Source organism: Microbispora sp. CSR-4 (genome assembly GCF_008033685.1).
Classification (GTDB): Bacteria; Actinomycetota; Actinomycetes; order Streptosporangiales; family Streptosporangiaceae; genus Microbispora.
This window is the reverse complement of record NZ_VJVX01000004.1, coordinates 179949-199170: the sequence shown is the minus strand read 5'-3', so window position 1 is coordinate 199170 and position 19222 is coordinate 179949. Positions and strand designations below refer to the sequence as shown.

At 71.4% G+C, this 19222-nt stretch carries 19 protein-coding genes; 10 read left to right on the top strand and 9 right to left on the bottom strand.

What is annotated here, in order from left to right:
* Nucleotides 1-220 precede the first annotated feature (220 nt).
* Nucleotides 221-1198, top strand: coding sequence for a ribose-phosphate diphosphokinase (locus tag FLV34_RS06725; RefSeq protein WP_142650788.1), 978 nt, complete (start codon nt 221-223; stop codon nt 1196-1198).
* Between the two features lie 126 nt (nt 1199-1324).
* On the opposite strand, the gene trpS is transcribed toward FLV34_RS06725, so the two are convergent.
* The 8 genes from trpS to FLV34_RS06685 form a co-directional block, all read right to left on the bottom strand.
* Complete coding sequence (gene trpS / locus FLV34_RS06720) at nt 1325-2404, bottom strand: tryptophan--tRNA ligase (protein WP_142650787.1); 1080 nt, start codon at nt 2402-2404, stop codon at nt 1325-1327.
* 267 nt (nt 2405-2671) lie between these two features.
* Nucleotides 2672-3934, bottom strand: coding sequence for an MFS transporter (locus tag FLV34_RS06715; RefSeq protein ID WP_147942613.1), 1263 nt, complete (start codon nt 3932-3934; stop codon nt 2672-2674).
* A complete protein-coding gene (locus FLV34_RS06710) occupies nt 3931-4341 on the bottom strand; it encodes a DUF2237 family protein (protein WP_205830896.1) in 411 nt (136 codons plus the stop codon). The genes FLV34_RS06715 and FLV34_RS06710 overlap by 4 nt, the downstream gene beginning before the upstream one ends.
* Complete coding sequence (locus tag FLV34_RS06705; RefSeq protein WP_142650785.1) at nt 4338-5894, bottom strand: amidase family protein; 1557 nt, start codon at nt 5892-5894, stop codon at nt 4338-4340. The genes FLV34_RS06710 and FLV34_RS06705 overlap by 4 nt, the downstream gene beginning before the upstream one ends.
* Before the next feature lie 5 nt (nt 5895-5899).
* Nucleotides 5900-7240 (bottom strand): DUF1116 domain-containing protein, encoded by a 1341-nt coding sequence (locus FLV34_RS06700; RefSeq protein WP_147942612.1) that lies wholly within the window; start codon nt 7238-7240, stop codon nt 5900-5902.
* 123 nt (nt 7241-7363) lie between these two features.
* Entirely contained in the window at nt 7364-8059 is a 696-nt protein-coding gene (locus FLV34_RS06695) for a GntR family transcriptional regulator (RefSeq protein ID WP_205830895.1), read from the bottom strand.
* On the bottom strand, nt 8056-9015 hold the full coding sequence (locus FLV34_RS06690; protein ID WP_261985679.1) for a polysaccharide deacetylase: 960 nt from the start codon (nt 9013-9015) through the stop codon (nt 8056-8058). Before FLV34_RS06690 ends, FLV34_RS06695 begins: the two co-directional genes overlap by 4 nt.
* On the bottom strand, nt 9012-9758 hold the full coding sequence (locus FLV34_RS06685) for an aspartate/glutamate racemase family protein (RefSeq protein WP_222709427.1): 747 nt from the start codon (nt 9756-9758) through the stop codon (nt 9012-9014). The genes FLV34_RS06690 and FLV34_RS06685 overlap by 4 nt, the downstream gene beginning before the upstream one ends.
* A 298-nt stretch (nt 9759-10056) precedes the next feature.
* Here FLV34_RS06685 and FLV34_RS06680 point away from each other — a divergent pair, with 298 nt between their 5' ends.
* The 8 genes from FLV34_RS06680 to pth all read left to right on the top strand — a co-directional run bounded on the left by FLV34_RS06680 (nt 10057) and on the right by pth (nt 17067).
* On the top strand, nt 10057-11475 hold the full coding sequence (locus tag FLV34_RS06680; RefSeq protein WP_315985135.1) for a nucleobase:cation symporter-2 family protein: 1419 nt from the start codon (nt 10057-10059) through the stop codon (nt 11473-11475).
* Nucleotides 11476-11519: 44 nt separating this feature from the next.
* Nucleotides 11520-12737 carry an aromatic ring-hydroxylating dioxygenase subunit alpha gene (locus tag FLV34_RS06675; RefSeq protein ID WP_142650781.1) on the top strand — a complete coding sequence of 406 codons (1218 nt, stop codon included), beginning with the start codon at nt 11520-11522 and terminating at the stop codon, nt 12735-12737.
* Nucleotides 12738-12770: 33 nt separating this feature from the next.
* Entirely contained in the window at nt 12771-12965 is a 195-nt protein-coding gene (locus FLV34_RS40250; protein WP_168066390.1) for a ferredoxin, read from the top strand.
* A 5-nt stretch (nt 12966-12970) separates the two neighbouring features.
* The gene (locus FLV34_RS06670) at nt 12971-14218 is read left to right on the top strand and encodes an NAD(P)/FAD-dependent oxidoreductase (RefSeq protein ID WP_168066388.1); all 1248 of its coding nucleotides are present in this window, start codon (nt 12971-12973) and stop codon (nt 14216-14218) included.
* Nucleotides 14215-14745, top strand: a complete 531-nt coding sequence (locus FLV34_RS06665; protein ID WP_142650779.1) for a hypothetical protein — start codon at nt 14215-14217, stop codon at nt 14743-14745. Before FLV34_RS06670 ends, FLV34_RS06665 begins: the two co-directional genes overlap by 4 nt.
* A 28-nt stretch (nt 14746-14773) precedes the next feature.
* Nucleotides 14774-15532, top strand: coding sequence for an enoyl-CoA hydratase-related protein (locus FLV34_RS06660; RefSeq protein ID WP_142650778.1), 759 nt, complete (start codon nt 14774-14776; stop codon nt 15530-15532).
* Nucleotides 15533-15667: 135 nt separating this feature from the next.
* Entirely contained in the window at nt 15668-16264 is a 597-nt protein-coding gene (locus FLV34_RS06655; protein ID WP_142650777.1) for a 50S ribosomal protein L25/general stress protein Ctc, read from the top strand.
* A 191-nt stretch (nt 16265-16455) separates the two neighbouring features.
* On the top strand, nt 16456-17067 hold the full coding sequence (gene pth / locus FLV34_RS06650) for an aminoacyl-tRNA hydrolase (protein WP_142650776.1): 612 nt from the start codon (nt 16456-16458) through the stop codon (nt 17065-17067).
* Here pth and FLV34_RS06645 read toward each other — a convergent pair.
* Nucleotides 17042-17680: an exonuclease gene (locus tag FLV34_RS06645; RefSeq protein WP_205830893.1), complete on the bottom strand. Its 639-nt coding sequence runs from the start codon at nt 17678-17680 to the stop codon at nt 17042-17044. The genes pth and FLV34_RS06645 overlap by 26 nt on opposite strands.
* A 141-nt stretch (nt 17681-17821) precedes the next feature.
* On the opposite strand from FLV34_RS06645, the gene FLV34_RS40245 reads away from it, so the two are divergent.
* The gene (locus FLV34_RS40245) at nt 17822-19219 is read left to right on the top strand and encodes a sugar transferase (RefSeq protein WP_187280560.1); all 1398 of its coding nucleotides are present in this window, start codon (nt 17822-17824) and stop codon (nt 19217-19219) included.
* The last annotated feature ends 3 nt before the right edge of the window (nt 19220-19222 follow it).

Here is a 19222-nt window from a genome sequence, read left to right as displayed (position 1 = left end):
GCCACTCCGCGGGCCGTACGGGGACAGGAAAAGGGTACGAGGCGCGGTTTCGGCCGCGTAGCGCCGAAGGGCCAGGCCAGGAGGACACCGTGACCGACCACATCGACCGGGCGAAGGGGTTCGCGGCCCCCGGGCGAGACGGGGGGACGGCGTTACGCGCGGCCCGGCCCCAGCACCATGCCCGGTACGGCGAACAGGCTCGACACGCGAGGAGCGCGGCATGAGCGGCAAGAAGACGACCGGCGAGCGGAACCTGATGTTCTTCTCCGGCCGGTCCCACCCCGAGCTGGCCGAGGAGGTGGCGCAGGCCCTCGGCGTCGAGGTCACGCCGACGGCGCTGCGTGACTTCGCCAACGGCGAGATCTACGTGCGCTACCTGGAGTCCGTGCGCGGCTGCGACGCCTTCGTCATGCAGAGCCACACGGCGCCGATCAACCAGTGGATCATGGAGCAGCTGATCATGGTGGACGCCCTCAAGCGGGCCTCCGCCAAGCGGATCACCGTGATCATGCCGTTCTACGGCTACAGCCGCCAGGACAAGAAGGGCCGCGGGCGCGAGCCGATCACCGCCAGGCTGATGGCCGACCTGTTCAAGCAGGCCGGCGCCGACCGCATGATGTCCATCGACCTGCACACCTCCCAGATCCAGGGCTTCTTCGACGGCCCGGTGGACCACCTGTTCGCCCTGCCGGTCCTGATCAACTACCTGCGCGGCAAGGTCGACCCGGCGACGACCACGATCGTCTCGCCCGACACCGGCCGCGTACGGCTGGCGGAGCGCTGGTCCGACACGCTGGGCACGCCGGTGGCGTTCATCCACAAGCGGCGCGACCTCGACGTGGCCAACCAGGTGAAGGTGCACGAGGTGGTCGGCAAGGTGCGCGGCCGGACCTGCGTGCTGATCGACGACATGATCGACACGGGCGGCTCGATCTGCAAGGCGGCCGACGCCCTGTATGAGCACGGCGCGACCGACGTCATCGTGGCCGCCACGCACGCGATCTTCTCCGACCCGGCCGTCGATCGGCTCAAGAACTCCCGCATCTCCGAGGTGGTCGTGACCAACACGCTGCCCATCCCGGAGGAGAAGAGGTTCGACAGCCTCACGGTCCTGTCGATCGCCCCGCTGCTCGCCCGGGCCATCACCGAGGTCTTCACCGACGGCTCCGTCACCAGCCTCTTCGAAGGCGACAGCTGAGCGGTGCGGGCTCCCGGACCGGCCGACCGGCCGTCCGGGAGCCCGCGCACGCCCCTTCACGCGACACGTGCCCTTGAGTAACGCGTGCCCGTGGGCGACGCGTCCCTCAGGCGGCGGGTTTTCCCTTCAGTAGAGGGCCTTCATCGCCTCCCGCACCTCCTTCAGGGTGTCGTCGGCGATGGCGTTCGCCCATTCGTTGCCGTCGCGCAGCACCCGGCGGACGTGGGCGCGGTCCCGGGCCAGCTCGGCGCGCCGCGCCCGGATCGGCGCGAAGTAGTCGTTGACCGCGTCGGTGACGACGGCCTTCAACGCGGCCGCTCCCCGGCCGCCGATCTCCCCGGCCACCTCGTGCGGGTCGCGCTCCAGGCACAGCGCGGCCAGGAGCACCAGGCTGGAGACCTCGGGCCGGGCCACCGGGTCGTACGTGATGCGGCGGTCCGCGTCGGTCTTGGCGCCGCGGATCATCCGGGCGGTCTCGTCGGCGGTCGCGGCCAGGGCGATGGCGTTGCCCCGGCTCTTGCTCATCTTGCCGCCGTCGGTGCCGAGCAGCAGCGGAGCGGCGGACAGCAGCGCCTCCGGCTCGGGGAACACCGGACCATAGCGGCTGTTGAAGCGGCGCGCGATCGTGCGGGCGACCTCCAGATGGGGAAGCTGGTCCTGGCCGACGGGCACGAGACCGGCCTTGCAGAACAGGATGTCGGCGGCCTGGTGCACCGGATAGGTGAACATCAGCCCGCTGACCGCCGACTGGCGCGAGTGCGCGATCTCGTCCTTGACCGTGGGGTTGCGGCCCAGCTCCGCGACCGACACCAGGCTGAGGAACGGCAGCAGAAGCTGGTTCAGCGCGGGGACCGCGCTGTGCGTGAAGATCGTGGCCCGGCCCGGGTCGATGCCCACGGCCAGGTAGTCGAGCACGAGGTCCTCCACGTGCTCGGCCAGCCGGTCGGCGACGTCGCGGTCGGTCAGGACCTGATAGTCGGCGACGAGCACCATCACGTCCACGCCCAGGTTCTGGAGGCGGACGCGGTTGTGCAGGGTGCCGAAGTAGTGCCCCAGGTGCAGCCGGCCGGTCGGGCGGTCACCGGTCAGCACGCGGAACCGTCCCGGCCGTTCGTGGATCTGTCTTTCCAGCTCGGCGCTGCGGCGCCGGGCGGCCGGCACGCCGAGCTCGTCGTCGTCCGGGGCGGCGTCGATGATCGTGGTCATGGTCTCTCCCTTGGCAGGTGGTCCGCCGTCCCGACGGCGACCCCTCGTCCAGGGAGCACGAAAAAGGGCCGTCCATCCGAACGGCCCGGTCGTACGCGTGTGAGATGGCCGCTCCTACGTGGAGCGCCACCAGCCCTGACACAGCGTGCGAATCACGCCGCCAAGTATAGATCCGCCGGAGCGCCGCCCACCATCGTGGCCAGGCGCGGCCGCCGCCCGGTGAGCGGACGGCGATCCGCGGACTCGGGAGGGTGGCGGGCGGGGCCCTCAGCGCGCGTGCGCCCCGCCGGCGGCGGCCGTGCCGGGGCGGAGCGCCGCCAGACGACGCCGCCCGAGCGTGCCGGCCGCGGCGCCGACGCCGGACGCGGCGAGCGCGATCAGGAAAGGCGCCGCCGGGCCGTACCGGTCGGCGAGGGAGCCCGACACCAGCGCGCCGATCGCGTAGCCGACGACGACGGAGGAGGTGAGCAGGGTCATGACCCAGGAGATCCGCTCCACCGGCACCGCCATCTCGGCCAGCGTGTACGCGGTGACGAGGATCGGCGCGATGGTGACGCCGGGGAACGCGATCAGCAGGGCCAGCACCCACAGATCGCGGGCGTTCGAACCCCCGATGATCGCGAGGGGCAGGCTGAGGACGCCCAGGAGGACGAAACCGGCCCAGAGCCGGCGGACGAGCGACAGGGACGCGGGCAGCATCGGGACGAGCACCCCGGCGAGGGCGCTGCTCAGCCCGAGGACCGCGTAGATCAGCCCGGCCGCGCCGCCGGCGCCGGCGGCCTCCGCCCGCCAGGCGACCCCGGCCTGGGTCGAGCCGAAGTAGCAGCCGAGCCCGGTCAGCGCCACGGCGAGCAGGAGCACGGGGACCGGCGGCACCCGGGCCCCGGCGGCCGCGCTCCCTCCGCGGCCCCCGCCGACCAGGGTGGCCGTGCCGTGCAGGGCGAACGCCACGCACGTCGTGACCGTGAGCCCGGCCGCCACGAGCACGGCCGTCCGGGGCGAGGCCGCCGTCGCGATCACGCCCACCAGCGCCGGGCCGAGGACGAACGCGATCTCGTCGCCGGTCCCCTCGAAGCTCATCGCGGTGGGAAGGCGGTCGGCCGACAGCCGGCCGCGGTGGGCCAGCGCCGTCCAGCGGGCCCGGGACAGCGGGCCCACCTGCGGCACCGAGAACCCTGCGATCGCCGAGGACGTCAGCGACGCCCACGCGGGAGCGCCCGCCCCGACGCACACCACCAGCAGCACGAGGGCCGCCGTGTGCGACAGGGCCGCGGCCAGTCCGGCGGGCCGGTGCCCGTACCGGTCCGCGGCCCGCCCGACGACGGGACCGCCCGCCGCCTGCCCCACGGCGAAGGCCGCGGCCGTGGCGCCGCCGAGCGTGAGCGACTGCGTCGCCCCGCCGACCAGCAGCAGCGCGCCGAGCTGTCCCATGGTCGCGGGTATGCGGCCGACCAGCGTCACCACCAGGAACCGGCGACCGGTGGCGGCGGGCAGGGAGGTGTAGGCACGCAGGGCGCCCCAGCGGCTCACCGCTCGGCGTCCCGGCCGTCGTCCCGGCCGGGACGCGGGTCCACCCCGTACTCCATCAGCGCCTCGCGGGGGACCACCTCCAGGGCCCGGATGTTGGTCGCGGCGAGGTTCACCGGGCAGGCGCAGCCGGCCAGGTACGCCTCGTACCACTTGGAGGCGATGACACACCAGTGGTCGCCCGGCTTGAGCCCGGGGAAGGCGAGGTCCGGCCGCGGCGTCGCGATGTCGTTGTCGACCGTCGCCTGGAACGCGATGAAGCGCTCGTCCACGATCGCGCAGACCGTGTGCCCCTTGGGGTTGTCGGGTCCGGTGTAGCAGTAGCCGTCGCGCCGGTATCCGGTGATCGGGTCGAAGCCGCAGGGCTCCAGCGGCTCGCCGAAGACGTTCAGCGCCTGCTCGGTCATCATCGGCTCCTTGTGGTGGTGAGGTCGTCGCCCGCGGTCTCGTGCCGCGCCGGGGGCGGTGGGCAGCGGAAGACGTGCTCTTCGAACTCGGCGGCGACGCGGACCAGGCGCGCGTCCGCGCCGGGACGCCCGACGAGGAGCATGCCGACCGGCAGCCCGTCCACGAACCCGCAGGGGACGCTGAGCGCCGGGTGCCCGGTCAGGTTGAACACGCAGTTGTTGTCGTGCATCTCGAAGGGCATCTCGGTGTCGATCACGGCCGTGCGCGGGTCGGCCGGGAGGAGATGCGGCGGCATCGGGACGGTCGGCAGGACGAGGAGATCGACCTCGCGCAGCGCGTCGTCGATCTGCTCGCGCAGCCGCCGCCGCAGGCGCTGCGCGTAGGCCATGACCTTGCCGTGGGTGGCGTCCCGCAGCAGCGTGGCTCCGACGAGGGCCAGCACCCCGCCGACCGGGATGTCCTCGGGGCGCCGGGTCAGGGCCTCGCCGAACGCCTCCCCGAAGTTCGGGTGGTAAGGCCCGAAGTGGTTGTTGCCCTGGAGACGGGACTCGAAGACCGTGGTGAGACCGCCCTCGATGGAGATGGGCAGGTGGATGTCCCGCCCGAACCGGTGCAGCGGCACCGACACCTCGGACACGGTCAGTCCGAGCCGTTCCAGCGCCAGGCCGGACTCCCGCACCAGGCCGTCGACCCGGGGATCGGATCGGCCCGGCCACCCGAACCCCTCGGCGAGCAGCCCGGCGCGCAGCCCGGCGACCTCCCGGGCGTACCCAGCGGCGTACGGCTCGCCGTCCCCGTCCGGGCGCGGCGTCGCGGTCGCCTCGAGGAAGGGGATCAGGTCGGCGGCGGTCCGGGTGAGCACGCCGATGTGGTCCAGCGTGCGCTCGGTCGGCATGGCGCCGTCGTAGTCGATCACGCCGTAGGTGGGCTTGAGGCCGAACACGCCGGACCAGGCGGCGGGGTTGCGGACCGAGCCGCCGTGATCGGTGCCGATGCCGTAGTCGGCCTGCCCGGTCGCCACCAGGACGGCGGCGCCGCTGGAGGAGCCGCCGGCGGAGCGGCGCGGGTCCCAGGGGTTCCCGACGGGTCCGTGCGCGCTGGTGAAGCTCGACCCGGAGTAGCACAGGTCCTCGCAGACGGACGTGCCGAGGATCACCGCCCCGGCCGCCCGCGCCCTGCCGACCACCACCGAGTCGGACGCGGGCACGAAACCGGCCATGAGGCGGCTGCCCAGCGTCATCGGCACCCCGCGCACCGCGATCGACTCCTTGACGGTCACCGTCCGCCCGGCGAGCGGTCCGCTCCCCGGAGGTCCGGGTTCGTCCACGGTGTAGAGCCAGGCGCCGTACGGGTTGCCGGGCCCCCGGGAGACCCGGGTGACGGGGACGGGCGGCGGCTCGGGGGGCTGTCCCTCGGTCGCCAGATCGCGGACCCGCAGGTAGACCTCGCGCATGCGGTCGACGGCCGGGCCGAGCCGTGCCACCAGGCCGGGGTCGAGCCTCCATCTGGCGGCGACGGCGGCGAGGTCCGCGGGGCTGAAGGAGGGGATGCTCATGCCGCTCACGCGCGCGTCTCCGGTTCCCCGGCCACGCCGGACGGCGCGAAGCCGGCCTCCTCCAGCGCCCGGCTCGCCGCCGCGAAGGGCTCCACCGGGATGGGAGTGATCCCGGCTCCGACCCGGCCGCGTCCGGGCTCCCGGTGCGCGAGGCCGTTGTTGATGACGGGTTCGACGCCGGTCGCGCGCACCCGGTGCACGTCGATGCCGAGCGGCGTCCCCCGGAAGTCCTCACCGGGGATGAGGAAACGCCGGCTCGTGCCGGCGCAGACGGTCCGCATGCTCCGGGTGATCTCCATGGCGCGGGCCATGTCGCCGCCGACGAAGGACATGATCGCCGGCGCGGCGGTCATCGCGAACGCGCCGAAGCCGGCCGTCTCGGCGATCATCGAGTCGCCCATGGTCGGGTTGACGTCGTCGATGGTCGCCCCGTCCAGCAGAACCGGGTCGCCGATCGGCGCGGGCACGGTGAACCAGCGGTCGCCGAGCCCGCTGACGCGGATGCCGAACTCCCGCCCGTTGCTCGCCATGGCCGTCACGATCGGACTGCCCGGGATCCCCCCGGCGGCGACCGTCACCGCCTTGGCCGCCGAGATCGCGAAGGGCAGCGCGAAGTGCCCGTTGCCCGAGATGAACGCGACGACGTCCGCGGCGTCCGTACGGTCCAGGGGGGCGCGCAGCAGGCCGGGGGTGAGCGCCGCGAGCAGGGCCGCGCTGGTCGCGACCAGCCGGTTGTGGCAGTCGTCGCCGCGTCGCAGCCCCTCGGCCACCAGGGCGATCAGGTCGAGGGGGTCGCTGCGCCGCACGGCCTCGTCGAGGGCGGGGGCGAGCACGTCGCCGAGCCACCGCAGCCGCGAGAGCGTCCCCTCGTCGTACGACCCGTAGCGCATCGCGCCGCCGATCCCCTCGTTCAGGGGGGAGAACGTCGTGATGCCGCCCGTGGCCTCGGCGACCACGACGGGCGTGCTCGGCGTGACGACCCCGGCCATCGCCCCGACGGCGTTGGCGTCGTGACAGGGGCTGATGGTCACCTCGCCGGCGTCGATGATCGCCTCGGCCTCGGCGACGGTCGCGGCCTCCTTCTCCAGCAGCAGGCCCGCGATGATCGCGCCGCGCATGGGCCCGGTGATGTCGGCCAGGTCGATCGGCGGCCCGGCGTGCAGGAAACGCCGGGGCCCGACCCGGTCGGTGGCGTCCCGCGCCTTACAGACGCGGCGCAGACGGACCTCGGTGCCGTTCAGGGCGTCGAGGGTCGCCTGCGTGGGGTCGGACGCCGGGGCGGCGCCGGACGGCGGGGTGGCGCCGGACGGCAGGGTGGCGCCGGACGGCGGGGTGGCATTGGCCATGGTGGTACTCCTGAGCGGGAGGGGGAGGAAGGCGCGGCGACGACGTGGCCGCGCGATGAACGGGGAGCGACCCGGATGGGGGGCGGTGTGCTCGCGCCGGGCGGTCGCGTCCGGGTCGTGGTGTTACGCCGAAGGCGTCTGGCGCTGCCGTTCGGCCAGGAGCTTGCGCACGATCTCCCGGTTCAGCCGGGCGTGCTCGCGGGCGCGTTCGGCGGCGAGGTCGGCCGAGCCCGAGGCGATCGCCTCGAACCACGCCGAATGCTCCTCGAACAGGTCGTACGGGTCGCCCGTCTGCCGCAGCAGCCAGTGCAGGCGCCCCTGCAGGGGCTCCAGCAGGGACTGCAGCAGGGTGTTGTGGGACAGCTTGAGTATCTCGTCGTGGAAGGCCTCGTTGGCCTTGCCGAGGGCGATGCGGTCTCCGGCGTCGAGCGCCTTGCGCGCCCGGGTCAGGATGCTCCGGACGCGGCGCAGCTCGGCCTTGGTGGCCCGCGTCGCGGCCTGCCGGCTGGCCAGGACCTCCAGCGACTCGCGCACGTCGAACAGCTCCTCGACGTCCTGCTCCGACAGCTCCACGACGACCGCGCCCCGCCGGGGGACCGTCTTGACGAAGCCCTCGCTCTCCAGGGCCCGGATCGCCTCCCGCACCGGCAGCCGGGAGACCCCGAGCTGGGCGGCGATCTCGGTCTCGACCAGTCGCGTTCCCGCGGGGTAGACGTCGTCGATGATGCGCTGGCGCAGCTCGTCGCGTACGCGGTCCCGGAGCGGCTTGTAGTCGGCGTCGATGTCGAACGCACCCGGCGCGTCCGCCTGCCTGCTCACAGGGCCGTCTCCCCGGTCTTCCGCCTCGGTCCCGGACCGGTGCCGACCGGCGCGGGCCGCTCGGCGCCGTCGAAAGGATAACGCCGCCGGAAGTCGTCGGCCGCCGCGTCGAACGTGGTGAACTCGACGCCGGGCAGGCCGAGCCAGCTGTCGAAGAGCCGCTCGAGCATCAGCAGGACCTGCGGCCGGCCGGACACGTCGGGGTGCAGGGTCATGGGGAAGACCGCGTAGTCGAACTCGCGGTAGACCCACTCGAACTGGTCGCGCCACAGCCGTTCCACATCGTGCGGGCTGACGAAGCCGTGGCTGTTGGGGGACTTCTTGACGAACATCATCGGCGGCAGATCGTCGACGTACCAGTTGCCGCAGAACTCCACGAGGTCGACCTCGGCGCCGTGGGTGAGGGGCTTCATCCAGTCCTCGGCCCGGCGGCTGTAGTCGATCTTCGTCCACTCGTCGCCGACGCGGGCGTAGAAGGGATGGAAGTCGTTGTAGTTCTGCGAGTGGTCGTAGGAGAAGCCGAACTCCTTCAGCAGGGCCGCGGTGTGGCGGCTCATCTCCCACCACGGCGCCACGTAGCCGCGCGGCGGACGCCCCCACAGGCCCTGGATGAGCTCGACGCAGCGGCCGAGCACGTCCCGCTCCTGCTCCGGTGACATGTCGATGGGGTTCTCGTGCGAGTAGCCGTGCGCTCCGATCTCGTGCCCCGCCTCGGCGACGGCCGCCATCTGCTCGGGGAAGGTCTCGATGGAGTGGCCCGGGATGAACCAGGTCGTGCGCAGGCCGTACCGCTCGAAGAGCTGGAGCAGCCGGGGGGTGCCCACCTCGCCGGCGAACACCCCGCGCTGGATGTCGTTGGGCGAGTCCTCGCCGCCGTACGAGCCGAGCCAGCCGGCGACCGCGTCGACGTCGACTCCGATAAGGATCTTGATGTCCTTGGCCATGGTCTTCCTCATCTCTGCGTCTGGACTGCGGGCGGGTGGGCCAGTAAGCGCCCGTACCCGGTGATCGGTCTCGCGTCCCCGGCCAGGGCGAGGGCCTGCCACAGCGTCGCGGCGACGCTGTCGATGACCGGGACGCCACTGCGGTGTTCCCACCGGGCGGCCAGGTGTGCGGCGCGCAGGTTGGTGCACACCACGGCGACCGCGTCGCAGCCCGCCGTGACGAGCGCGTCGAAGGCCTCGTCCAGCTCGGCGTCCCCGAGCAGGGCGAAGTCGTAGTTGGTGGTGCGGCCGAAGTGGCGGGCCGCGTGCACGGGGAAGCCGTGATCGGCGTAGTGCGCGGCGATGGCGTCGCCGACGTCCCGCGTGTACGGCGTGAGCAGACCGGTGCGCCGGGCCGCCAAGGCGCGCAGGGCGGCGAGGACGGCCAGCGTCGAGGTCGTGGCGGGGGCGCCGGCGGCTTGTTCCATCTCGCGGCACAGCCGCTCGTCCCCGCCCGGGCCGAGCCAGGAGCCGGAGGTGCCGTTCCAGGCGACGACGTCGACACGCGCGTCGCCGAGGAGGCGGGCCGCGTCGACGAACGATTCGGGGGCGAACTGACGGGTGTCGGCGGCGTCGAGGCTGATGCTCGTGACCCGCAGTCGGGTGAAGTGGACCGAGACGTCGTCCCGGCCGGCGAGCAGCGCGCCGGTCATCGGTTCGACGACGGTGTTGGACGACGGGGTGATCATGCCTATTCGCCGGGCGGTCGGCCGCACGATGCCTCCGCTCAGAGGGGGTCATTGAGGATACTGTATACAGGATCCTAAGCACCCTCTGCGACTGAAAACAACTGAAAACTGGTCATTGACACCCCTTTTGGGCCGCCTTACCCTCCTGGTACCGGCGCACCGGATACCCACCGTGACCGTTCCCGATGGGGGAAACCGGCTCCGTCGGATCTCAGACGACCCTGCTCGCCCAGGGGCGTCGCACGCCTGCCCATAGCTCCGAACCTTGGCTCGTCAACGCCGGCGGAGGGACCAGGGGGCGTTCACTCAGTGCCAGGAGACCGCCGTGTCACCTTCCACCCGTGCACCCAAATCAACGGCTTCCGACCGCCATCCGGTGGACGAAGTCCTTCCTGCGCCCCGACTCTTCTTCTTCGGCCTGCAGCACATGTTGATCATGTATGCGGGCTGCGTCGCGGTTCCGCTCGTGCTCGGCACGGTGCTCAAACTTGAGACGCACACCATCGCACTGATCGTCAATGCCGATCTGCTCGTGGCGGGCATCGCCACCGTCATCCAGAGCGTTGGCCTCACCCGCTTCTTCGGCATCCGCATGCCGGTGGTCGCGGGAGCCTCCTTCACCTTCCTCACCCCGATGATGCTCGTCGGCTCCGAGTACGGCATGCCGACCATGTACGGCTCGATGATCGCGGCAGGCGTCTTCGGAATACTGATCGCCCGGCCGTTCTCCAAGGTGCTGCGGTTCTTCCCGACGCTGGTCACGGGCTGCGTGATCACGATCATCGGGCTCTCGCTGGTCAAGGTCAGCGCCGACCTGATCACCGGGTCCGACCCGCAGGCGCCGGACTACGCGAGCGTGCGGTACATCCTCCTGGCCTTCGCCGTCGTCGTGATCATCGTGCTGGCCAACCGCCTGTTCACCGGGTTCCTCCGGAACATCTCGGTGCTGTTCGGCCTGGCGATCGGCACGGTGATCGCGGCGATCATGGGCATCACCGACTTCTCCTCCGTGGCCGGCGCCAAGTGGTTCGGCTTCTCGACGCCGCTGCACTTCGGCGCGCCGGAGTTCCGGCTCGTGCCGATCCTCGCGATGTGCGTCGCCATGGTGGTGGTCTTCTGCGAGATGACCGCGTGCGTGCTGGCCATCGGCGACGCGGTCGGCAAGCGCGTCACCGACAAGGACATGGCCCGGGGACTGGCCACCGACGGCCTGTCCGCCGTGCTGGCCGGGTTCATGAACTCGGTGCCCGACTCCACGTTCGGCCAGAACGTGGGACTGATCAGCCTGACGAAGGTCAGCAGCCGGTACGTCATCACCGTCACCGGCGTGCTGCTGATGATCATGGGTGCCATCCCCAAGCTCGGCGAGGTCGTCGCCAGCCTGCCGGGACCCGTCATCGGCGGCGCCGGCCTGGTCATGTTCGCCATGACGGGGGCCGTCGGCATCCAGATGCTGCAGAGAGTCGACTTCACCGGGAACCAGAACCTGCTCATCGTCGCCGTCTCCCTCGGCCTGGGGATGCTGCCGGTGGCGGTGCCGGGCATCTACCAGAACTTCAACCAGGACACGCAGTTCATCCTCGGCAGCGCCGTCACGGTCACGGTGCTGGCGGCCTTCCTGCTCAACCTGCTCTTCAACCACCTGCTGGTCCGAGCGGGCACGCCCGTTCCACAGGCCCCCGAGGCCCCCGGGGCCGCCGAGGCGCCCGGGACCGCCGCCACGGCGGCGGACGGCACGGCCTGATTCGCGCCCGCCGCGACACATCACACGTAAGGAGCATCCGAACCATGGGTCTTGCACCCGTCTCCGAGAACATCCGGCGCATCCTCAAGGTCATCGAAGAGGGCTCCCGGGACATGGCCACCGGCTGGAACCTCCCTCGCGAGTGCTACGTCGATCCGGAGTTCTACGCCTTCGAGCAAGAGGCGATCTTCATGCGCCAGTGGCTGTGCCTCGGCCGCGTCGACGAGATCCCGAAGCCGGGTGACTTCGTGCGCATCGACATGGGCGACGAGCCCCTGATGATGGTCCGCGGCAAGGACATGGAGATTCGGGTCCTCACCCCGGTCTGCGCACACCGGGCCCACCTGGTGTGCGAGGGGTCGGGGAACACCGGCAGGCTCTTCCGCTGCCCCTTCCACGCCTGGACGTACGGGCTGGACGGCTCCCTCATCGCGGCGCCGTCCATGAACGACACCGTCGGCCTGAAGAACCTGAAGGCGGAGGCGTACCTGCCCTCGCACCGGGTCGAGATCTGGAACGGCTTCGTCTTCACCAATCTCGACCCGAACGCGAAGCCGCTCGCGCCCACGCTCACCAAGCTCACCAAGGAGCTGGAGAACTACCACATCGACGAGATGGTGAGCATGCCCGTCGCGGAGCTGCGCGGCAACAACTGGAACTGGAAGGCGCAGCTCGAAAACGGCATCGAGCCCTACCACAGCGCCTACCTCCACGGCATGCTGCACGACTTCGCGCACGTCAGGCTCACCAGCTTCGTGGACCTCGACCCCGACGAGGGCGCGGTCTACCACCCGACCGGCTTCTACCACCCGGACGCCGGCTTCAACGCGACCACCAAGGCCCTGCTCCCGATCATCCCGACGCTCGGCGAGAAGGAGCGCAACCAGGTCATCTTCGCCTCGGTCCCCCCGAACCTGGGATTCGGGGCGGTTCCCGAGGGTCTGTTCTACTACCTCGTCCTGCCCGCGGGGCCGGACCACATGAACCTGCGCATCGGTCACCTGTACCCCGAGGAGTCCACCCGGCACCCCCGCTTCGAGCAGCTCTACAAGATCGCCCAGGACGGCCTGGTCCTGTTCCACCAGCAGGACGCCAGCTCCGATCTGTCGCTCCAGAAGGGCATGCGCTCCCGCTTCCGCCGTCCCGGCCGCTACTCCTTCCAGGAGGAGTCGCTTCTCCAGTTCAACCGGTGGCTGCTCAAGCGCTACAAGGACTACGTGAACCTGGTCGACGGCGTGACCGAGCCCGCGGCGGCCAACTGAACGCGACATCTTCCCGCCCTCAAGGAGATCCACATGAAAGTCACTGTCGACCGCACCCTGTGCGACGGAAACGGCGTGTGCATGGGCATCGCCCCCGACGTCTTCGACGTCGACGACGACCTGAACCTCCACATCGTCGACGAGATCCCCGACGACCCGGTCATCCAGGCCCAGGTCCGGCAGTCGATCACCTCCTGCCCGGTCCTCGCGCTGAGCCTGGAGGAATAGCGGCCGTGGTCGCCACCACCTCGCAGACCGTCGTCGTGGCCGGCGGGTCCCTCGCCGGCCACAGGGTGGTCGCCGAACTCGCCCGGCATGGCTTCGCCGGCGACGTCGTCTGGGTACGCGGGCCCGAGGGCACCGCTCCCTACTCCCGGCCCGCCCTGTCCAAGGAGCTCATCCAGGGCAAGGTCACCCGCGACGACATCCGGCTGCCCGGCCTCGACACGCACGGCCTGCGGCTGCGCGTCGTGGACCACGCGGTGTGCGCGCGGCTGGACCCCGACGACGACCGGGTGCTGGTCACGCCCACGCACGAGGCTCCGGCAGAACCCTCCGACGGCGAGTGGATCCCCTTCGACGCCCTGTTCGTCTGCACGGGGACGCGCGCCCGCCTGCCGGAGGCGTTCGCCGGGCTGCCCAACGTCCACTGCCTGCGCACGCTCGCCGACGCCGAACGGATCAAGGAGCGGCTGCCCGGCCGGCCCCGGACGGTGGTCGTCGGCGCCGGTCTCGTCGGCAGCGAGATCGCCGCGTCGCTGCGGTCCTGCGGGCTGCCGGTCGAGCTGGTCGTGCAGGGGCGGCTGCCCATGGACACGGTGTTCGGCGAGGACCTGGGACGGTTCTGCCTGGACCGGCACCACGCCAACGGCGTGACGACCCGGCTGCTGACGACCGTCACCGGCCTGTCGGCGACCGAGCCGGACGGCCCGGTCGTCCTGACCTTCGACGACGGCGGGCAGACCTGCGCCGACCTGGTCGTGCTCGGGCTCGGCGCGGTCACGGCCTGCGAATGGCTGCACGGCTCCGGGCTCGACGTCTCCGACGGCCTCGGCTGCGACGAGGCCCTGCGGACCGCGCGGCCGAACGTCTTCGCGGCCGGGGACATCGCCAACTGGAGGCACCCCGTGTTCGGCCGGCGGATGCGGGTCGAGCACTGGAGCAACGCGTCGGCGCAGGCGCGGCACGCCGTCGAGAGCTGGTGGGCCGGGCTGGAGGGCCGCGAGCCCGCGCCGTTCGCGGAGGTGCCGTACTTCTGGTCGGACCAGTACGGCCTGAAGTACCAGATGGTCGGCCACGCGCGCGGGCACGACGAGGTCAGCGTCGAGCGGATCGGCGCGGACGGGTACCCGTTCGTGACCTACTTCCGCGAGGGCCGCGTCGTCGCCGCCGCCGGAGTGAACGCGCCGCGCGCGGTGATGCGCATGAAGGCGCGCATCCAGTCCGAAGCAACCACGATTCAGGGGGCGTACGCAGGGTGAACGGCGACCTGGCCGCAGACGGCACGACATACGCGCACGACGACGAGCGGGACCCGGCGCTGGCCAAGGTGATCCGGGACCACATGTGGTCGCTGCTGAGCGCCCGCTACCGCACCAACCGCCGCTCCCCGGGCGCGCCGACCGAGGACGAGTACCTCCACGACCGGCCGTTCTGGCCCGAGTTCACCTTCGAAGAGGTGACGTACGCGGTGGAGGACGACAGGGACCTGCTGCTGGTGGCCTTCCACGACACCGACGTGCCGGACGTCACCCTCGGCTTCCGGATCGACCTCGGCAAGGCCATGACCAAGTGGTCCCGTCGCGTCGGCGGACGCCACCCGCGGCAGCACCCGGAGATGTTCGCGGCGGAACTGATCTGGTTCATGGTCTGCTTCATCGGCGTCGCCGACTTCGACAAGGCGACGAGCACCCCCGGGCCTCCGCCGTACTGGATCAACGACGGATCCGAGATCTTCGGAAAGCTCAAGGACAACCCGAACATGGAGACCTTCGAGTCCCACCACTGACCTCCCCGCAGAAAGGCCGGCATCCGCCATGGCAGTTGTCGAGATCGAAAAGCCCCGCGACGGCGTCGCGGTCATCCGGCTCAACCGGCCGGAGGTGCGCAACGCGCTCAACACCGAGATACGCGTGCTGCTCGCCGAGGCCGTCGAGACCCTCAACCAGGACGACGACATCGGCGCGATCGTCCTGACCGGCGGCGACACCGTCTTCGCCGTCGGCGCCGACCTGAACGAGCAGGCCGGACGCGATGTGGTGGGCGCGATCCGCGCCTACACCCACCAGGCGTTCTGGTACAGCGGAAAGCCCGTGATCGCCGCCGTGAACGGGGACGCGTTCGGCGGCGGCAACGAGTTCATCCTCCAGTGCGACTTCGTCATCGCCTCGCAGAACGCCCGCTTCGCCCAGACCGAGGTCACCATCGGCCTGGTCCCCGGCGGCGGCGCGACGCAGCGGCTGCCCCGCGTCATCGGCCGGCAGAACGCGCTGTACGCCCTCCTCACCGGCACGCCCATGACCGCCGCCGACGCGTACCGGCTCGGCTACGTCTCCGAGGTGGTCGAGGGCAACGCCATCGACCGGGCCGTGGAGCTGGCCGCGCTGATCGCCTCCCGCCCCCGCCTGGCCGTGCGGCAGATCAAGGAGGTCGTCCGCCTCGGTCTCGACACGTCCTTCGAGGCCGGGATCGCGCTGGAGCGCCGCGGCTACCAGCTCATGTTCGGCACGCGAGACCTGCGCGAGGGCTTCGCCGCGGTACGGGAGGGGCGGGAGCCGAAGTTCACCGGCGAGTGACGGGCGGAGCGCCGATGGCGCGTGGCCGGCGCGGCGAACGGTAGGCTACTGGGGTTGCGCTCGTAACGCCTTCCGCTAGGGCGGGTGAGGGGGAGCGCGCCAATCCCGATTCGAGTCATCCCTAGGAGATGTGCCGTGTCCGAAGTACGCATCGCCGCCGAGCTCCGTAACGAGTTCGGCAAGGGCGCCGCCCGCAAGATCCGCCGGGCGAACAAGGTCCCCGCCGTCCTCTACGGCCACGGCACCGAGCCCAAGCACCTGACCCTTCCCGGCCACGAGCTGCTGCTCGCGCTGCGCACGCCGAACGTGCTCATCCGCCTGCAGGGCGAGGGCGTGGACGAGATCGCGCTGCCCAAGGGCGTCCAGCGCGACCCGATCAAGGGCTTCCTCGAGCACGTCGACCTGCTGCTGGTCAAGCGCGGCGAGAAGGTCACCGTCGAGATCCCGGTCACCGTCGTCGGCGAGCCGGTCGGCAGCGCGATCGTCGAGCAGCCGCTGAACACGATCTCGGTCGAGGCCGAGGCGACCCACATCCCGACCGGCGTCGAGGTGGACGTGAACGGCCAGGACGCCGGCTACACCGTGCACGCGGGCGACCTGAAGCTGCCGAGCGGCACGACGCTCGCCGGTGACCCCGAGGCGCTGGTGCTGCACGTGATCGCGGCCCCGACGGCCGCGCTGCCGGAGGAGGGCGAGGCCGCCGAGGGCGAGAGCGCCGAGGCCGCCGAGTAGGACCCGTTCGTGAGAGAGTCCTCCACAGAATGTCTGTGGAGGACTCTTCCATGTGAGTCGGCGGTGGAGCCGGCTGGTGGAGCCGGCTGGTGGAGTCGGCTGGTGGAGCCGGCTGGTGGAGTCGGCTGGTGGAGCCGACAGCGGAGCCGGCGGCGAGGCAGACAGCAAGGCAGACAGCGGAGGAGACAGCGATGTCCGACACGTCCGCGCAGCGGTGGCTGGTGGTCGGCCTGGGCAACCCCGGGCCGGAGTACGCCGGAAACCGGCACAACGCGGGCTTCATGGTGCTCGACGAGCTGGCGGCCCGGATGGGCGGCCGGTTCAAGGCGCACCGGTCGCGGGCCGAGGTGGTCGAGGGCCGTCTGGCCGGGCTACCGGTCGTGCTGGCCAAGCCGCTGTCGTTCATGAACCTGTCGGGCGGCCCGGTGAAGGCGCTGGCCGACTTCTACAAGGTCACCCCCGACCGGGTGATCGTGATCCACGACGAGCTGGACATCCCGTACGGCGCGCTGCGCGCGAAGATCGGCGGCGGCGACAACGGCCACAACGGCCTGAAGTCGATCACGAAGGCGCTCGGCACGCGCGACTATCCCCGGATCAGGTTCGGCATCGGCCGCCCGCCGGGCCGCATGGACCCGGCGACGTTCGTGCTGCGCGACTTCGCCACGGCCGAGCGGAAGGACCTGCCGTTCCTCGTGGACCGGGCGGCCGACATGGTGGAGTCGCTGATGACCGCCGGTCTCGAGGCGACGCAGAACCGCTTCCACGCCGCCGATCTCAATCCGGCGAAGCCGCCCCGCTGAGACCCCGCGAAACGGCCCCGTCGCCGGCCTCGCGGTGCGCCGAGCCCGGCCACTCCATGAGGTTCTGCAGCAGCTCCGCCTGCTCGATCGCGTCATCCAGGGCGTTGTGCGTGTGCGGGCGCCGCGAACGCACCTCGCGCGGCATCTGACGCTTGGTCGCCCAGGCGACCGGCACCACGGCTTTGGCGGCGTACAGCGTCTTGATGTCGATGCACCGAGAGTGGCCGAAAGGCGACTGTCCGGTGAAGCGGAGGAAGTACCAGTACATCCACATCCAGTCGTACGACAGCGGGAAGGCCGCGAGCACCGGCAGGTCGTCGCCGCACACCTCGGCCACCCAGGCCGCCGCCTCGGTCATCGCCTCGGCCGGGTCGCGTCCCTCGCGCAGCAGCGTCTCCCGGTCGAGGCCGCTCACCGCCAGCGCCTCCGCCACGTGGTCGTCGCTGATCGGCCGTAACTCGGCGTAGAACGTCAGCGCCTCAGGGTCGGTCCGCTCGAACCGCCGCCCGGTCATCCGCCCGGCCACGGTCATGCCGAAGCTGACCATCGAGTACGGCCCCGGAATGGGGCCGTCCGCCTCGACATCGACCGATATGTACGTTTCGGCTTTCAACGAATCTCCCTGAGACGCCGGGGTGAGGCCGCTAGCATTCCATCACCGTCGGTAGTGGCAGGATTGCGGGGGGCGACAGTGCTGGACGGCGATACGACCGCGCTCGCCGTCGGCATGTCCCGGGACGCGCCCGCCCATCCGATGCCGCGGCCGCCCGCGTGGGCCGTGCGATATCGGCTCACCGCGGCCGTCTGCGACATCGTGGGGGCCCTTCTCGCTGGGGTCACCGCCGTGGTGATCCGGTTCGGCGAGGTTACTCCGTACGTGATGCCCTATGTGATGGTGAGTGCCGCGCTGCCCGCCGTCTGGGCGATGACTCTCGTGCTGAGCCGGGCGTACGAGCCGCGTCTGATCGGCGTGGGGGCCGAGGAGTTCCGCCGGGTCGCGCGGGCCGGGTTCACGCTGATCGCGGGGGTCGCGATCGTGGCGTACGCGTCGAAGACCGGGCTCGCCCGCGGATACGTGCTGATCGCGCTGCCGCTCACGACCGTGCTCACCCTCGCGGCGAGGTACGGCCTGCGGCAGCGGCTGCACCGCAGGCGGGCCAGAGGTGAGGGCTGCATGCGCAGGGTCGTGGCGGTGGGCCACCGGACGGCGATCGCCGAGCTGGTCGAGACCTTCCGCAGGGAGCGCTACCACGGCATGGAGGTGGTGGCCGCCTGCGTGCCCACCCGCGCCTCCGGCCATGTCGCCGACGTGCCGGTGCTGGGCGACTTCACCGACGTGCCGCTCGTGGTCGAGCAGGTCCGGGCCGACACGGTGGCGGTGCTCGCCTGCCCGGAGCTGGACGGCACGGCGCTGCGCCGGCTGGCCTGGCGGCTGGAGCGGACGCGCACCGATCTGGTGGTGGCGCCCGCGCTGATGGAGGTGGCCGGTCCGCGCATCGCGATCCGCCCCGTCGCCGGGCTCCCGCTGCTGCATGTGGAGCATCCCGAGCTGGCGGGAGGACGCCGGCTGGTCAAGGGCGTTTTCGACCGGCTGGTCGCCGCCGTCGCGCTGGTGCTGCTCGCCCCGCTCCTGGCCGCCGTCGCCGTGGCCGTACGGGTGACCAGCCCGGGGCCTGCCCTGTTCCGCCAGCGGCGGGTCGGCAGGGACGGCGTGGAGTTCACGATCCTCAAGTTCCGCACCATGTGGCGCGACGCGGAGGCCCGCAAGATCGAGCTGGTCAGCGACGCCGACGGCGTGCTGTTCAAGGTACGCAGGGACCCGCGGGTGACCCCGCTCGGCGCCGCGCTGCGGCGTTACTCCGTCGACGAGTTACCGCAGCTCATCAACGTGCTGCGGGGCGACATGTCGCTCGTCGGGCCACGTCCGCCGCTGCCCGAGGAGGTCGCGCGCTATGGCGACGACGTGCGCCGCAGGCTCGTGGTGCGGCCCGGGCTGACCGGGCTCTGGCAGGTCAACGGCCGGTCCGACCTCTCTTGGGAGGAATCGGTACGGTTGGACCTACGTTATGTCGAGAACTGGTCTCTCATGCTGGATCTGCAGATCTTATGGAAGACGTGGTCTGCGGTCGCACGCGGGGCGGGAGCGTACTGAGGA

Coding starts and splice junctions, on each gene's coding strand:
- FLV34_RS40245 (WP_187280560.1), top strand. CDS start 17,822: ATGCCGCGGCCGCCCGCGTGGGCCGTGCGATATCGGCTCACCGCGGCC.
- FLV34_RS06710 (WP_205830896.1), bottom strand. CDS start 4,341: ATGATGACCGAGCAGGCGCTGAACGTCTTCGGCGAGCCGCTGGAGCCC.
- FLV34_RS06675 (WP_142650781.1), top strand. CDS start 11,520: ATGGGTCTTGCACCCGTCTCCGAGAACATCCGGCGCATCCTCAAGGTC.
- FLV34_RS06725 (WP_142650788.1), top strand. CDS start 221: ATGAGCGGCAAGAAGACGACCGGCGAGCGGAACCTGATGTTCTTCTCC.
- FLV34_RS06690 (WP_261985679.1), bottom strand. CDS start 9,015: ATGAGGAAGACCATGGCCAAGGACATCAAGATCCTTATCGGAGTCGAC.
- FLV34_RS06660 (WP_142650778.1), top strand. CDS start 14,774: ATGGCAGTTGTCGAGATCGAAAAGCCCCGCGACGGCGTCGCGGTCATC.
- pth (WP_142650776.1), top strand. CDS start 16,456: ATGTCCGACACGTCCGCGCAGCGGTGGCTGGTGGTCGGCCTGGGCAAC.
- FLV34_RS40250 (WP_168066390.1), top strand. CDS start 12,771: ATGAAAGTCACTGTCGACCGCACCCTGTGCGACGGAAACGGCGTGTGC.
- trpS (WP_142650787.1), bottom strand. CDS start 2,404: ATGACCACGATCATCGACGCCGCCCCGGACGACGACGAGCTCGGCGTG.
- FLV34_RS06705 (WP_142650785.1), bottom strand. CDS start 5,894: ATGAGCATCCCCTCCTTCAGCCCCGCGGACCTCGCCGCCGTCGCCGCC.
- FLV34_RS06700 (WP_147942612.1), bottom strand. CDS start 7,240: ATGGCCAATGCCACCCCGCCGTCCGGCGCCACCCTGCCGTCCGGCGCC.